Source organism: Echinicola shivajiensis (assembly GCF_018642165.1).
GTDB lineage: Bacteria > Bacteroidota > Bacteroidia > Cytophagales > Cyclobacteriaceae > Echinicola > Echinicola shivajiensis.
The window spans coordinates 388,884-405,167 of record NZ_JAHHZM010000003.1; the positions used below are offsets into that span (position 1 = coordinate 388,884).

Consider the following 16,284-nt stretch of genomic DNA (forward strand, 5'->3'; position numbering starts at 1 on the left):
CCGACATATTTAAATTAAATAATCCCAAAATAATGAAAGAAAAACTACTCGTGTTCAAGAGGAAGTTGCTGTTACGCTGTTTTCTTTGTCTGGCATATTTTGCTGGAGGAGGAACTGGCGTCATGCAAGCTTTCGCCAACCAGCAAAAAGACCTGGAGAGTGTTATTGTTTCCATAAGCATGGAGGATGTTCCGGTCGAAAAATTATTAAGAAACCTTCAACAACAGACAGATTTCAAATTTGCATACGATTTAGATCAGGTTAGGAATACGCCGATGATCAGTCTAAATGCCAAACAGCAATCATTACTTTCTGTATTGGAAGAAATTTCTTTGAAAACACAATTGACTTTTAAGCAGATCAACAACACGATTCATATTTTGAAAGACAAAGGTGTTGTAAAGAAAAACAACAGTCCTTCTAAGCTTGACCTGGTAGAAGTTATTGGTAAGGTAGTTGATGAAAGTGGCGAGCCTTTACCTGGTGCTACAGTGATAGTGGAGGGAGAATCAGCTTCAGGTACTGTAACAGACCTTGATGGAAATTATACCATTGAAGTTGCTGAAGGTGCCACTTTGGTATTTTCTTTTATTGGATTTGAGTCCAAAAAAGTGGTGGTAGGTAATATGAATGTCATCAATATTACCTTGAATGTGAGCACTTCATCCCTAGAAGAAGTAGTGGTAGTCGGCTATGGTACGCAGAAAAAGCTCAGCGTAGTAGGAGCCGTAGACCAAGTAGGGCAGGAGAAACTGGAAGGTAGGCCAGTAGCTACCATGAGCCAAGCATTACAAGGTGTGTCGGCGAACCTGATTGTACAACAACGTAATTCAGAGCCCGGAGCGGGGATTAACCTTAACATCCGTGGAATAAGCACTTTGGGAGATAATAGTCCTTTGATCGTTATAGATGGTGTGATGGGAGGGGATATTAACCTGTTGAATCCATCAGATATTGAAAGTGTATCAGTACTGAAAGATGCCGGAAGTGCTGCCATATATGGATCTAGAGCCAATAATGGTGTGGTGTTGATCACTACCAAGCAAGGAAAGAAGAATTCCAAACCTAAGGTGACTTATAATGGTTTGGTGGGGGTCAATACTCCTCAATTTTTTACCAGTCCTGTTCATGGTTATCAGAATGCCATGCTTCGAAATGAATCTGCCTTTAATGCAGGGAGGAGTGAGGCAGTGTTTAGTCCTGAAGAAATTCGCCAAATCAGGGAAAATGGCGACACGGAATGGTTTGCTAAAGAGATATTCAAAAATGCAATTCAGCAAAACCATAACTTATCAGTATCAGGAGGTAGCGAAAGCACAACCTACCTTGTGTCCGCTGGATACACTGACCAGCAAAGCAATTTTGTTGGACCAGAAAAAGGCTATACTCGATATAATTTTCGCATGAATCTTACCAATGAATTTGGAAGGTTTAAAATGAGTTCCAGACTTGCATATACTAGAAGGTTAATCAAAGATCACTCTTATTCCAGTGGGACATTGATGGCTGATGCAAACAGGGTTCCTCTTTACTACACACAAAAGGATTCTCTGGGAAGGTATTTGACCAATGACATACTTCAGGAATTCAACCCTTTGGGAATTTTGGAAAAAGGCGGTTTCAGAGAACATATTGATGACAATGTTTTTGGTAATATCAGTGGTGAACTTAAACTGACCAATGACCTGAAAATGCGCGGGGTGTTTGGTTTTAATATGTATTCCAATAACCAGTACGCCAGAACAATGCAAGTGGATTTTTATCCACGAGGCGTATATGGAGGGGATAGAAATACGAATGATATTAACCGGAAAGGCCTTGATCTCAACACCCAGCTAATGATGGAATATAATAAGGTGCTTTCTGACCTTCACGAGGTAAGCGCTTTGGTGGGAGTATCAAACGAAAATCACAGTGATCGTGGTATAGCCATATACAAGAGGTTTACAGACCCAGAATTGGGAACCCCGGTTACAGAGACTATCATCAATCCGGATTCTTATAATTCGAATCAAAGTTCTTCCGAAAACAGTCTGAATTCACTTTTCGGAAGGTTTTCTTATGATTATGACAAGAAATACTTTGCGGAGTTCAGTTTCCGTTATGACGGTTCTTCGAAATTCCGGGAAGGAAAGAGATGGGGCTTTTTCCCATCTGCCTCTTTAGGGTACCGACTTTCTGAAGAAGCTTTTATGAGCAACTACCGTGATCGTTTCGGAGATTTAAAGATCAGAACTTCTTATGGTGTCTTAGGAAATCAGAATGTCGGCAATTATCAATATCAGACCACCTTCTTTACTTTCCAAAATGCCTATGGTTTTAATAATAATGCTGTAGGTGGTACAGGTTTTAATTATGCCAACCCAAATATCCAGTGGGAGAGAGCAGCCACTTTCAATATTGGTGCTGACCTAGACTTCTTAGATGGGGCATTGACCTTGAGTTTGGATTATTTTGATAAAGTAACATCTGATATTTTGGTGCCACCAGCCGTACCAGGAGTATTTGGGACTTCCTTACCGGATTTTAACAGTGGAAAAGTAGGCAACAAAGGTTGGGAAGTTACCACCACCTATAGACACCGGGGAGATTTGTTTGAGCATACTTTCTCATTCAATCTGGCCGATTCCAAGAACAAGGTTTTGGACTTCCAGGGAGAAGAAAGACTGACAGGAATCGAAGAACTACAAGTACTGCTAAAGGAAGGATATCCCTTTAATTCCTATGTTGGTCTCAAAAGGGATGGTTATTTCCAAAACATAGATGAAGTGGAAAATGGTCCTAAGCCTGAAGGATTAAATGTACAGCCCGGTGATAACCGCTATGTCGATGTGGATGGCAACGGTGTCATCAATGATGATGATAAATATGTCTTTGGCAATCCTTTCCCTAGGATGACTTTTGGCCTTACTTATAATGTTCGAGTAAAAGGCTTTGACCTGAATGTTTTTGCCCAAGGTGTCGGAAGAAGAACCATGATGATCCGTGGCGAAATGGTTGAACCGTTTCATTACAATTATGGCATGACCATGTATGAGCACCAGTTGGATTATTGGACACCATTAAATCCTGAGGCACGCTATCCAAGATTGGCCGACAATGGCAGTCAGTCCAATACCAACAATTTCCGAAGAGGGTCTGATATGTATCTTTTTGACGGGGCCTATCTCCGCTTGAAAAATGTGCAGTTGGGCTACACTTTGCCAAAAGGATTGGCAGAAAAGCTAGGTATGCAAAACTGCAGGGCCTACCTATCTGGCCAAAACTTATTTACCCTTTCCAAGGTGGATTTTGTGGATCCGGAATTGTCGGAATTTGACAATAGTATGAGAAGTGGAGGAGCCAATAGTGCACGGGCTTATCCTACAATGGTGTACTATGGGTTTGGATTGGATATCACCTTTTAATGACCTCAAAAAATGAAAAAACTAAGTAACTATACAATCATTATATCGACATGTTGTGCCATGCTCTGGACAGGGTGTAAGGAGCTGGACTTGGCTCCAGAAAATACCTTTACAGACCTGACTTATTGGACTTCAGAAGCCAAAGCGCAAAGCATGCTCAATACCGCATATTCGCAGATGTTTGACAGCAACCGTTTTTTTTACAATGAAGGTGCATCAGACAATGCCTATAACGGACGCGGGGACAATGCTGGGGCGGCTTCACTGGCTGCAGGAACCTATGATCCTTCACTTGGCCGTTTGCAAAGCCAATGGGATAATAATTACAGCGCGATCAAAACCTGTAATATTTTGTTGGAAAACATAGACAAGGTCGAGGAAATGGATGAGGATGTACGGGAGCGAATGAAGGCGGAAGCACGCTTTATTCGAGCTTTTCAACATTTTCAATTGATGACCTGGTTTGGAGATGTGCCCTTATTGGTAAGTGATATTACCATAGAGGAAGCCCAGTCTGTCAGCAGAACTCCCAAAAGTCAAGTGTTGGATTTTATCATTAATGAGCTGTCTGAAGTAAGTGAGATCCTTCCAGGTCAACAGGAGTTGTCAGAGGCGGAAAGAGGTAGAATTACCAGTGGAGCAGCTATGGCGCTCATGGCAAGAGTACACCTATATGATGGAGAATGGCAGCAGGTCGTGGAAGCGACAGAACCATTGATCTTTGGGGATGAATACGGCAGTTATGAACTGTTCCCTTCTTATGAAGGCTTGTTTATGCCTGAAAATGAATACAGTCAAGAAGATATCCTTAGCCTTCAATATGTGCCTCAGTTTCGGACTTGGGGAGAGTTCTTTGATATGGCTCCTCTGTCTGCAGGGGCACGGCTTAATGCCTTGGCTCCCACGCAGGAACTGGTGGATAGTTATTTGATGGAAGATGGAAGTTCTATAGAAGACCCAAATTCAGGCTATAATGAAGACAATCCTTATGTTCGTCGTGATCCTAGACTCAAAGCCACGATTGTCTATCACTTATACAATTGGGAAGATAATGGAGCGAGCCAAACGATATATATCAAACCGGGTACAGACCCTGGTGCATCTGCACCAAACGAATATGTCCCTGGATCATCATCCACAACAACAGGCTATTATACCCGCAAGTATTTTGACCCTTCACGTCAAACCCAATTTGCTTCTGGGCTAAATCTGATGCTGTTTCGATATGCTGATGTATTGCTGATGTATGCAGAGGCTAAAAATGAACTCAATCAAATGGATCAAACTGTTTGGGATCAGACGATTCGAGCTATTCGAGAAAGAGCTGGTTTTGAGGCAGCCACTGCTCTTGACTTTGATACTGACCTTGGACAAAATGGCTTGAGGGAAGTGATAAGAAATGAAAGGAGAGTGGAACTGGCAATGGAAGGATTGCGAGTATTTGATATTCGAAGATGGGGCATAGCCGAGGATGTTCTCAATGGTTGGGCCCATGGAGCGAAATTTGGGCCACCATCAGAAGACAATGGCTATCTGCGTGTCAACTTGAGATCTTTTGATCCGTCAAAGCATTACTTATGGCCAATTCCTCGTGATGAGCGTAACCTCAATCCTAATTTGACCCAAAACCCTGGATGGGAATAAACCTTAACAATAATCTGAAAATAATAAGAACAATGAAAAATATAAGTTATAAACTTCTTTCCTTAATAATAGCATTGATGGCCACATGGGGCTGTCAGGAAGATGCAGAAATGCACTCTGAGGTGACACCTGTCCAGAATTTGTATTCACCTGAGAACAATGCTTACATGAACTTAGGAGCCCAGAGCTCAGCCATTTTTGAGTGGGAAGCAGCAAAAGCTGCTGATAATGGTGTGGTACTTTACGATGTGGTTTTTGATGAAGAAGGGGGAGATTTTTCTGAACCACTTTTTGTGATGCCATCTGATGGCAGGGGGATGCAAAGAACCCTGACATTACCATTTTCTGAGCTGAACAGAATCGCCGAAATGGCAGGGATTCAGCCTGAGGGAGTGGGTAGGCTGCAATGGTCCGTTCAGTCCTCCAAGGGGATCAATGTACAGGGAATTATGGATATCAGAACCGTTGAAGTGGAAAGACCAGCTGGTTTTCCTGCTCCTGATGAATTATACCTAACTGGTTCTGCTACCGAGGCCGGAGAAGACCTTTCCAATGCCATTTTGATGAAGAAGACCAGCGCCAATACATTTGAAGCTTATACATCATTGAAGTCTGGATCATACTTCTTTGCTGAAAGAAATTCTGGAGAGCCAGGTACTTACTTTATCGAAGGGGAAAAATTGAGAGCAGATGGAGAAACTGAATATTCAGGAGAGGAAAAAGTATACCGTATTAGGGTTGATTTCTCGAATGGGACAACTGAAATCCATGAAATAGGGAATGTTGAACTTTGGTTTGCGCCTAATGGAGAATTTATAACTGGCTTACCTTATACTTCCAATGGCATTTGGGCCGTAGATGATTTTCCTGTTGAGTTTAGGCAAGAAAGCTGGGGACGAGATGAAAGGTATAAGTTCCGTTTCATGGTAACTGATTCAGAAGGCAATAGCTCAGAAGAGTGGTTTGGCAGCACCAATGGCGACAACCAACGTCCGAATGAATCTACTGGACAGGCTTATTGGTATATGGTACCTGTCACAAATGATCGTTGGAATAACTGCTTTAAGTTTGCCACTGAAGTAGACAATGCTTCCGCAGATATTCAAATCATTTTCAATGCTGAAGTATCCAATTATACCCATTCAGTTTCAGTGGAATAAGTTTAGATGAGCTCAATAAGCCTTCTTTACGAGGAAGTATGACGAGGTAATCCCCTTTTAGCACGAGGGATTGCTTCAACTTACTGTTGTTCTGTTCATAATGATGAACAGTGTTGATTGGATGTAGAGAAGGCACAAAAGATTATTATTGATTAGATAAAAGCAAAAGATGAAAATATATAAAATTGCATTATCGATACTGGCAATGAGCGGAGCACTTTCATCCTGCGTGGACAGTGACCTTGGGCCTTTAAGGAAGGATTTTGATAAGAATGTGGAAGTACATTATGATTATGCCGCAACAGCTGATTCTATGCAAAATAGCACCTATTCGCTCTATATTGCTCAGGATGGCACCTTTAATTTTAACCCAGGAGGTGCCTATGGAAATTATTGGCCCAATGCCCATGCACTGCATGTGTATGTAGATGCCTATACCCGAACAGGAAATGGAGCATATTTGGACAAAATGAAGAAATTGCTTCTCGGCATCAAAGCTAGAAATGGGGGTACCTACTCAAACGTATTTAATGATGATATGCTTTGGCTAGGAAATGCCTGTGTCCGAGCGTACAATGCGACCGACGATGCTGAATATTTGGAGGTGGCTGAATTTCTTTGGGATGATATATTGGAGAGCTACAGTGAGGTTTTTGGTGGCGGTATTACCTGGAAAAAGGACACGCCAAATCTTAAGAATGCCGTATCCAATGGTCCTACAATCGTCTTGGCCACAAGATTATATAATGTGACCCAGGACGAAAAATACCTGACTTGGGCGAAGGACCTGTACGAATGGCAAAAAGCTAATTTAGTGGATCCACAGACTGGTTTGGTTTGGGACCATATCGAACTACTGCAGGGAACGCCTACTGTCAAAAAGGATTGGATATTTACCTATAATGCGGGAACGTGGATCGGTTCAGGACTCCGCTTGTTCCAAATAACAGGGGAAAGTGGCTATCTGACAGATGCACTGCAAACAGCCAAATCAGCCATGAACAGATCTGAGCTTTCTACAGATGGTATTTTGAAAAATGAAGGTCAAGGTGATGGAGGTCTGTTCAAAGGTGTTTTTGTTCGTTATTTTACTGAGTTGATCCAGGAGCCATCGGTTTCTGATGGTGATAGGGGAGACTTGGTGAATTTCTTTAAATTCAATATAGAAACTTTCTATACAAAAGGACTTCGACGTCCAGATATGCTTTGTGGTCCTTATTGGAGGGAGCTTCCTGGTGATCAAGTAGATCTTTCCACGCAACTTTCTGGGATGATGCTGATGGAGGCTGCGGCATTATTACAAAAAGACGGTATTTTGGAATAATTAGAACCAAAAATATTAATTCAAGAAAAGTTTGTTAAAAGGTTATAGCCGTTGAGCTGCTAAAAGAACATCTTAGCCGGCTTAACGGCTTTTCTTGAAATACCGCTTTTGTAAATTCTTTTGTATAGTATCGCTAAATCGATTAACTTGCTCATTGATTACAACTAGTGTTATGTTAAGTGTAATTTGTCATTTGAGCAGGGTCTCGGCTTCACTCGACCTGACAATCCCGCGTCACCTTGAGCACCTGAGTAACGGGAGTTACGAAGTCAAAAGGTCATTTCGGAGTTAACACAACACTAGTAATAAAAAAGAAACGGTGTTTGCCAGCTCTTTCTTAAGGGAGAATAACAGAATTAACAAGTAATTTCATATGATCAGAAGGGATTTTATTAAAACCAGCGCAGCGGCCACTTTAGGCATGGCTATGGGACCGGCCGTTTCCTTTGCAGGAAGCATGGCCATAAAAGAAACAAACCGTCCAAGGATGGCGGAGAGGAATTTTACAAGTAAGGCAGTAGAAAAGACGATTAAGGAAATCAAAAAGAATATCAAAGATCAGGAATTGGCTTGGTTATTTGAGAACTGCTTTCCAAATACATTGGATACTACAGTGGAGTATACTGAGAAAAATGGTAAGCCAGATACTTTTGTCATTACTGGGGATATTCATGCCATGTGGTTGCGTGATTCTTCTGCCCAAGTTTGGCCTTATGTTGCTTTGGTAAATAAGGATAAGCAACTTAAAAAGCTAATCCAAGGAGTGATTAATAGGCAGAACGAATGCATCATCATAGATCCTTATGCCAATGCATTTAATAAAGGAGCAGAAGGAGGGGAGTGGCAAAGTGACCATACGGATATGAAGCCGGAGTTGCACGAACGCAAATGGGAAATTGATTCTTTATGCTATGCCGTTCGATTGGCCAATGGCTATTGGAAAGAAACAGGGGATGCCAGCATTTTTGATGATCGCTGGGAAAAAGCCATGAAGCTGGTATTGAAAACTTTCAAGGAACAGCAGCGTAAAGATGGCAATGGTCCGTATCATTTTCAGCGAACCACTTCCCGTGCTACAGACACGCTTTCAGGAGGAGGTTATGGTAATCCAGTAAAACCTGTAGGCTTGATTTGTTCCGCCTTTAGACCTTCCGATGATGCGACTATTTATCCTTTTCTGATTCCTTCCAACCTTTTTGCTGTACAATCATTGAGGCAACTGGCCAATATCTATAAAGAGGTGAAAAGTGATTCCGATTCAGCGAACGAATGTGAGGACATGGCCAATGAGGTGGAAGCGGCCATTCAAAAATATGCTGTAGCTGAGCACCTGGATCATGGAAAAATCTATGCTTTTGAGGTGGATGGATATGGCAACAAACTATTCATGGATGATTCCAATGTGCCTTCATTGTTAAGTATGGGCTATTTGGGTTGCTTGGATATTGATGATCCTATCTATCAAAACACAAGGAACTTTGTTTTGAGCGAAGACAATCCTTATTTCTTTTCCGGTAAAGCGGCCAAGGGAATAGGTGGGCCACATGTGGGGATGGATTATATCTGGCATATGAGCATCACCTTACAAGCCATGACAGCAACCAAGGATGATGAAATCAAACAGTGCTTGGAATGGTTGAAAACTACCCATGCCGGTACAGGGTTTATGCATGAAGGATTCCACAAGGATGATCCTAACAACTTTACCCGTAGCTGGTTTGCTTGGTCAAACACCCTTTTCGGAGAGCTGATTTATACGCTATACAAAGAAAAGCCCCATTTGCTAACTTGATGTTCATAGAAGGAAGTTTCCATAGAGGTTCAAAGGTTTTTAATATTCCTAACACCTTTGTGAGGAACTTCCTTATGATTCCAGAATTATAGCCAGTTTAGATATCTATTTACTTAATACCTTATACTAGATACTAAAAAATACTATCAAACCTATAACCTATAGAAATAATCCTATGCGTTCACTGACCCTTATAATGACCTTTATTGTTTTACTTCACCTTTTAGGCTGTGCCAATGCCCAAGAAAACAATGCTGATCTCACTCAATTTGTCAATCCCTTTATAGGTACTGCTCCCCTTACCGATCCTTCGCAGATCGGATATACACCTCCTGAGGGTTGGAGAGTTTGGGCAGGCTTGACTTATCCGGGAAGTTCTTTGCCCAATGCTATGGTTCAGCTTAGCCCGATTACACAATTTGGATCTGGAGCTGGCTATGAATATGAGGATACAGAGATTATTGGTTTTACCCACACTAACAAAGGCCACTGGAATCTTTGCAATATTCCCATCCTTCCCATTCAAAAATCTTCTATGAAGCCTTTTAAATCAACATTTACCCATGAGCAGGAAAAAGCTTCTCCGGGTTATTATGAGGTATTCTTAAAGGATTATGGTGTAAAAGTTAGGCTGACAAGTACCTTGAGAGCGGGGATACATGAATATGATTTTGAATCACCTAATGATAGGGCTATTCTTTTTGATCTAGGAAAAGCTAATAATGGCGTATCCGATTGGCAAATTTCTAACCCTTCCAGTAAAGTGTTGAAGGGTTTCCAACGAGTGGGAGGAGATAAGGTGCATTTTTATGTGAAGTTGAGCCATGAAATAGAAACCGTCAATATCATTGAGGAAGGAAAGCGGGATGGTTATGCCACGGTGGATTTAAAAGACGGTGGAGACAGTCCTGTTGTATTGCAAATTGGATTGTCTTACGTAAGTGAGGCCAATGCCAAGGAGAATTTGGAAAAGGAAGTAGCGAGCAAGTCATTTGAACAAGTACATGAGGAAGGTGTGAATACTTGGAACCAATTGCTCTCCCATATCACTGTTAAAGGAGGCACACCGAAAGAGAAGGAGATGTTTTATTCCTCTTTTTACAGGTCTTTCCTATGGCCAGCATTGAGAAGTGATGTAAATGGTGAATTCAGTGATGAGACTGGTAAAACACGCAAAGAGGATTTTAGGTATTATACCTTGCCATCACTTTGGGATACTTACCGTAACAAGGTGGTACTGCTAAGTATTGTTCAGCCAGAGGTAACTGCCGATGTGATTCAGTCATTGGTGGATAAGGGGCATCGAACAGGCTTTATACCAACATTCTTCCATGGTGATCATGCAGCATCCTTTATTACAGGATCATATCGAAGGGGGATCAAAGATTTTGATGTAAAAAAAGCCTATGAGTACCTATTGAACAATGCCTATAAAGAAGGAGGTACAAGACCGTATATCAAAGAGTATATTGAAAAGGGCTATATCTCTGACCCGCACGTGGAGCATCCCCATGTGGAGACCAAGGCCAAAGCAGGTGTGTCCAAGACATTGGAGTTTGCCTATGATGACTATGCATTGGCACAGTTTGCCAAGGAAATGGGCGACGATGAGCATTATCAGGACTTGATGAAAAGAGGACAGAATTACCGAAATGTATTTGATCCTTCAGTGAATTTTATGCGGGGAAGATTGGAAAATGGTGACTGGATCAGTCCTTTTAATCCAGAATATCCTTATTATGAATACATGTACAGGGAAGCCAATGCTTGGCAACTTTCCTTTTATGTCCCGCATGATATGCCTGGTCTGGTAAAATTGTATGGAGGCAAAGAGGCATTTGAAGAAAAATTGGATACTTTATTTACAAAACCTTGGAATCCTGAATATATAGCCAGAAATGTTTCTGGTTTTATGGGGCAATATTGCCAGGGCAACCAGCCTGACCATGAAGCTCCTTTTTCTTATTATTTTGTCAATAAGCCAGAAAAATCCCAAGCGGTATTGGATAAGCTTTTAGCTGATTACTTTGGCATTGGTGAATATGGACTGGCTTTGTCCGGAATGGATGATGCGGGTGAAATGTCATCATGGTATACCTGGACAGCTATGGGACTTTATCCTTTAAGCCCGGCAGATACGGAGTATTTGGTGACAGTTCCTGTATTTGATGAAGTAAGCTGGAAGGTAGGAGAGGGAAAATCAATCACTATTCAGCACCCCAGCAAGGGCCGAAAACTAAAAGGAATTAAGGTGAATGGACAAGCATTGGAAGGATATTTTATACCTCATGAGCTTTTCGAAACTGGTGGAGAAATAGAGTTGGTTACAGAATAGTAAATCTAAAGGACAATGTATTCAAATAAGGTAATAGGTGTTGATGTCGGTGGTTCTCACATTACCGTTGGACAGGTAGATTTAGAGGCCCGTAGGGTTGTTGAAGATAGATTGGTAAGACAGCATGTCAATTCTAAAGGGAGTGCGGAAGAAATTCTTACCTCTTGGTCTAAGGCCATTACACCACTTATGGAGGAAGAACCTTCTTCCGTAAAGATTGGAATAGCAATGCCTGGGCCTTTTGATTATGAGGAAGGAGTTTCTTGGATAGGTAGTACTCAAGACAAGTATGAAGTCTTGTATGGGAAGAATGTAAAGCAGCTTCTAGCTGATTACTTGGGTATTGGATCTGCACAGATTAAGTTTAAAAACGATGCTGCTTGCTTTCTTCAAGGGGAAATCTTTGCAGGAGTAGGCAAAGGTTATAAAAGAGCCATTGGGATGACCTTGGGTACCGGTGCTGGCACAGCCTATTATTATGGTACAGAGGCGCATGATTCGGCACGTTGGGGAGATAAATTTGGGGATAGTATAGTGGAAGAATATTTTTCAACCCGCTGGTTTGCGAAAAAGTATCTGGAGAAAACTGGAAACCAATTGCCAGGGGTAAAAGAAATGCTAAGTTTAGAAGACAAGGTATGGGTTAAGGAAGTTTTTGAAGAGTTTGGCAGCCTATTGGGCCAGTATTTAAACAGGTTTATAGATGAAGAAAACCCTGAGGTAGTTATAATTGGGGGAAGTATTTCACGGTCTTCTGATCTGTTTTTTCCTGCAATAAAAAACAACTTAAAGGAAAAATACAATGATGTAGCCCTAGTGAAAAGTGTGTTGGGAGAACAATCAGCGTTGATTGGAGCAGGTAGTGCTTGGTATAAGGCAGCGCTTTATTAGTTTGCAAGCGGAAATCAGTTTAATTAATAGGCCTAGGCTGAAAATTTCAGAATCAAATTTTAATAATAAACCATAGCAATCAATGAATTTAAAAATTAGACTGACTTTTTTGGTCTTTGCTTTTTTCATTCTCTTTCGGCCTTCATGGTCCCAAGTCAGCCTGAAATGTGAATACCTCAAAAACCCTTTGGGTATTGACGCTACACAGCCCCGGTTAACCTGGCAAATGAAAGACGATAGATCTGGTGCCGAGCAAACCGCTTTCAGAATTATTGTGGCCCATTCAAAAGACGGTTTGTCAAATCAAAGTGGGGTAGTTTGGGACACAGGGAAACAATCTGGAGATCAGCAATTAATCACGTATTCAGGGGAGCCGCTAAAGCCATTTACAGCATATTTTTGGACAGTTGAGGTATGGGATAAAGATGGAGTTAGTTCAGGAAAGTCTGCTCCAGCTAGCTTTGAGACGGGAATGATTTCAGTGGAAAATTGGCAGGGAGCTTGGATCGGAGATGGGCAGACAAGGGAATTAAAACCAGCACCTTATTTTAGAAAGGAGTTTAATGCCGAGAAAAAAGTAAAAAGTGCCAGGGCGTATATTGCCGTTGGGGGCTTGTATGAATTGAGCATAAACGGAAAGCGGATCGGCAATCACCAATTGGATCCTGCCTATACGCGATTTGATCGCAGACTATTATATGTTACGCACGATGTCACCGAAGCTCTTCGAAGTGGAGAAAATGCGATAGGTGTTTTGTTGGGTAATGGATGGTATAATCACCAGTCCACGGCTGTCTGGGATTTTCATAATGCCCCATGGAGAAATAGACCCTCATTTTGCATGGATCTGAGGATTACCTATGAAGATGGAACAATAGAGACCATTGGGACTGGAAAGGATTGGAAGACCCATTTGAGCCCTGTTATTTTTAACAGTATCTATACTGCGGAGCATTATGATGCAAGATTGGAATTGCCTGGCTGGAATCAAGCAGGATATGATGATGGAGAATGGAAAAATGTCTATTATCGTTCTGCTCCTAGTAAAAAAATTGTTGCCCAAGTGATGCCACCTATTAGGCATAATGTGACTTTGCCAGCCAAAAGTGTCAATAAAATTAATGATAGCACTTATGTTTTCGATTTGGGAAGGAATATTTCTGGAGTAAGTGAAATCACTTATGCAGGTCAGGAAGGAACTATCTTAAGATTGAAACATGGAGAAAGGCTTAAAAAGAATGGTCAAATCGATATGTCAAATATTGATGTCCATTATAGACCTACAGATGATACAGATCCCTTCCAAACGGATATTTTTATTTTGAGTGGAAAGGGGCGAGAAACATTTGTTCCTAAATTTAATTATAAAGGCTTCCAGTATGTAGAGGTCACCGCAGATAGACCCATAGAACTAGGAAAGGAAAATCTAACAGGTTATTTCATGTACAGTGATGTTCCTGAGGTAGGAGGAATCAAGTCCAGCAATAATACCTTGGACTTACTTTTATCGGCCACTAACAGCTCCTATTTATCCAATCTTTTTGGCTATCCTACGGATTGTCCCCAGAGGGAAAAAAATGGATGGACAGGAGATGCACATATAGCAATTGAGACAGGGCTTTACAGTTATGATGGGATCAAAGTTTATGAAAAGTGGATGGATGATCACCGGGATGAACAACAGCCCAATGGTGTTTTGCCTTCGATCATTCCCACTTCAGGTTGGGGCTATGAATGGGGAAATGGGCCGGATTGGACCAGCACCATATGTCTGATTCCATGGAACGTTTACCTCTTTTATGGAGATCAGCGGATTTTGGAGGAGAATTTTGAAGCGATGAAAAAGTATGTGGACCATATTACTGATATCAGCAATGATGGACTTACCACTTGGGGACTGGGAGATTGGGTTCCTGTAAAATCAAAGTCACCTGTAGAATATACCTCATCAGCTTATTATTATGTGGATGCTCGGATTTTATCTAAAGTAGCGGGTTTATTGGGGCATAAAGAGGATGAAGAAAAATATGCTGCCTTGTCACAAAAAATAAGGAAATCCATCAATGATAAATATTTAAATAGAACATCAGGTATTTATGGTTCAGGTATTCAGACTGAAATGAGTGTTGCCCTGCAATGGGGTATCGTACCAGATGATCTGAGGGGAAAAGTAGCTGAAAACTTGGCCAAGCAAGTTGAAAAAGATGATTTTCACCTTGATGTGGGCTTGTTAGGTACAAAAGCTATTTTAAATGCCCTAAGCGAAAATGGTTATGCTGATGTAGCCTATAAAATTGCTGCCCAAGAGACTTTTCCCTCATGGGGATGGTGGATAGTAAATGGGGCAACCACACTCTATGAAAATTGGAATATTGAATCTAAAAACGATATATCGATGAATCATATTATGTTTGGTGAAGTAGGAGCATGGATGTACAAGGCTCTGGGAGGAATCAAGCCGGACCCTGAACAACCTGGGTTTAAGAATGTACTATTGTCTCCCAATTTTGTAGAAGGCTTGAATGCCTTTGAGGCGAATCATGAAGGTCCGTATGGTGAAATCCGTTCTTCATGGAAAAAGCTCAAAAAGCACAGAGTGAATTATCTGGTTAATATTCCCGCCAATTCAAGTGCAATTCTAAAATTGCCTGCTGGAGCAACAGTGAAATCAGAGAAAAAAGCATTGCTTCAACCAATTTCCCAAGATGGAGCGTATGATCATTATGAAATAAAGTCTGGGGACTATGACTTTGATATACTTCTACAACCTTAAATAGGATTGGAAACGGTTAAAATTGCAAACTCAGTATAAGTAGGTTTGGTAAATGTGAAATAAAATTTTGTGAATGGATTTATTTGCTGAATTTATGGGTAGTGGGTTTGCATTTTTTAAATCTATTGTGTTCATTTATGGGCGGAAGATGTTAAAGTCTTCTTTTTGTTTTCTAAAAAGCTAAAACGATTTAGGGTTTTTGGCTTAAATTAGATGGATAAACCCTATGACCTGTTTAATCGAAGATTTCCAATTGGTGGAGAAAATTAAAGCGCATGATGAGGAAGCATTTCACCAACTTTATCAGCGTTATTCACCAAAGATTTATAGAATTTCCAAGAAAATGCATATGAGTCATCATGATGCTGAAGAAATTGTACAAGATGTGTTCTTATATCTTTGGGACAATAAGGAAAGACTGAAATCAGATTTATCCATTAATGCCTTTATTTTTTCAATAGTTCGTTCACTAGTAATCAAAAAGTCCCAGAAAAAGGCCAGATTTGCAGCCTATCAAAAATATGCTATTCCTCTAAATCAAGGATATTCCACTGTTACTGAGGATGAAATTATTTTCGAAGATTTATATGTTTATGCCCTTGAAGTTATTAGTAACTTACCACAGAAGCAGAAAGAAGTCTTTATTATGAAAAACGAGCAACACTTAAGTGCTGAAGAAATTGCCAGTGAGTTGGATGTTTCGGTAAGGACAGTAGAAAACCAAATTTACAGAGCTACCAAGTCATTGCGTAAGCAGTTGGAGACCAAACATGGAGTGTCCTATGGAATGGTGATTATGTTTTCAGAATTTCTGTTTTAATCTTAGCTAGATAATTGAGAACAATTTATAATGTTTACTTAAACCTCTCAATTGCTTTTATTAGTAATCCTCAAAATCCGTTTATTAATACTTTTAGGCAAGGGGAAATGAAGTGAGGTCCATTTTTCATTAATACTC

Annotated in this window: 9 protein-coding genes; all 9 read left to right on the forward strand. The window is 40.8% G+C overall.

The window, feature by feature from the left end; translation table 11 throughout:
- Positions 1–32 precede the first annotated feature (32 nt).
- The 9 genes from KMW37_RS08225 to KMW37_RS08265 all read left to right on the forward strand — a co-directional run bounded on the left by KMW37_RS08225 (position 33) and on the right by KMW37_RS08265 (position 16,146).
- Positions 33–3,407: a TonB-dependent receptor gene (locus KMW37_RS08225; protein WP_215224134.1), complete on the forward strand. Its 3,375-nt coding sequence runs from the start codon at positions 33–35 to the stop codon at positions 3,405–3,407.
- Positions 3,408–3,419: 12 nt separating this feature from the next.
- The gene (locus KMW37_RS08230) at positions 3,420–5,051 is read left to right on the forward strand and encodes a RagB/SusD family nutrient uptake outer membrane protein (RefSeq protein ID WP_215224135.1); all 1,632 of its coding nucleotides are present in this window, start codon (positions 3,420–3,422) and stop codon (positions 5,049–5,051) included.
- Positions 5,052–5,083: 32 nt separating this feature from the next.
- Complete coding sequence (locus tag KMW37_RS08235; RefSeq protein ID WP_215224136.1) at positions 5,084–6,211, forward strand: SusE domain-containing protein; 1,128 nt, start codon at positions 5,084–5,086, stop codon at positions 6,209–6,211.
- A 169-nt stretch (positions 6,212–6,380) separates the two neighbouring features.
- The gene (locus tag KMW37_RS08240; protein ID WP_215224137.1) at positions 6,381–7,535 is read left to right on the forward strand and encodes a glycoside hydrolase family 76 protein; all 1,155 of its coding nucleotides are present in this window, start codon (positions 6,381–6,383) and stop codon (positions 7,533–7,535) included.
- A gap of 373 nt (positions 7,536–7,908) precedes the next feature.
- A complete protein-coding gene (locus tag KMW37_RS08245; RefSeq protein WP_215224138.1) occupies positions 7,909–9,327 on the forward strand; it encodes a glycoside hydrolase family 125 protein in 1,419 nt (472 codons plus the stop codon).
- Positions 9,328–9,502: 175 nt separating this feature from the next.
- Entirely contained in the window at positions 9,503–11,662 is a 2,160-nt protein-coding gene (locus tag KMW37_RS08250; RefSeq protein WP_215224139.1) for a GH92 family glycosyl hydrolase, read from the forward strand.
- Positions 11,663–11,677: 15 nt separating this feature from the next.
- Positions 11,678–12,553, forward strand: coding sequence for an ROK family protein (locus KMW37_RS08255; RefSeq protein WP_215224140.1), 876 nt, complete (start codon positions 11,678–11,680; stop codon positions 12,551–12,553).
- Between the two features lie 82 nt (positions 12,554–12,635).
- Entirely contained in the window at positions 12,636–15,326 is a 2,691-nt protein-coding gene (locus KMW37_RS08260) for an alpha-L-rhamnosidase (RefSeq protein ID WP_215224141.1), read from the forward strand.
- A gap of 226 nt (positions 15,327–15,552) precedes the next feature.
- On the forward strand, positions 15,553–16,146 hold the full coding sequence (locus tag KMW37_RS08265; RefSeq protein WP_215224142.1) for an RNA polymerase sigma factor: 594 nt from the start codon (positions 15,553–15,555) through the stop codon (positions 16,144–16,146).
- The last annotated feature ends 138 nt before the right edge of the window (positions 16,147–16,284 follow it).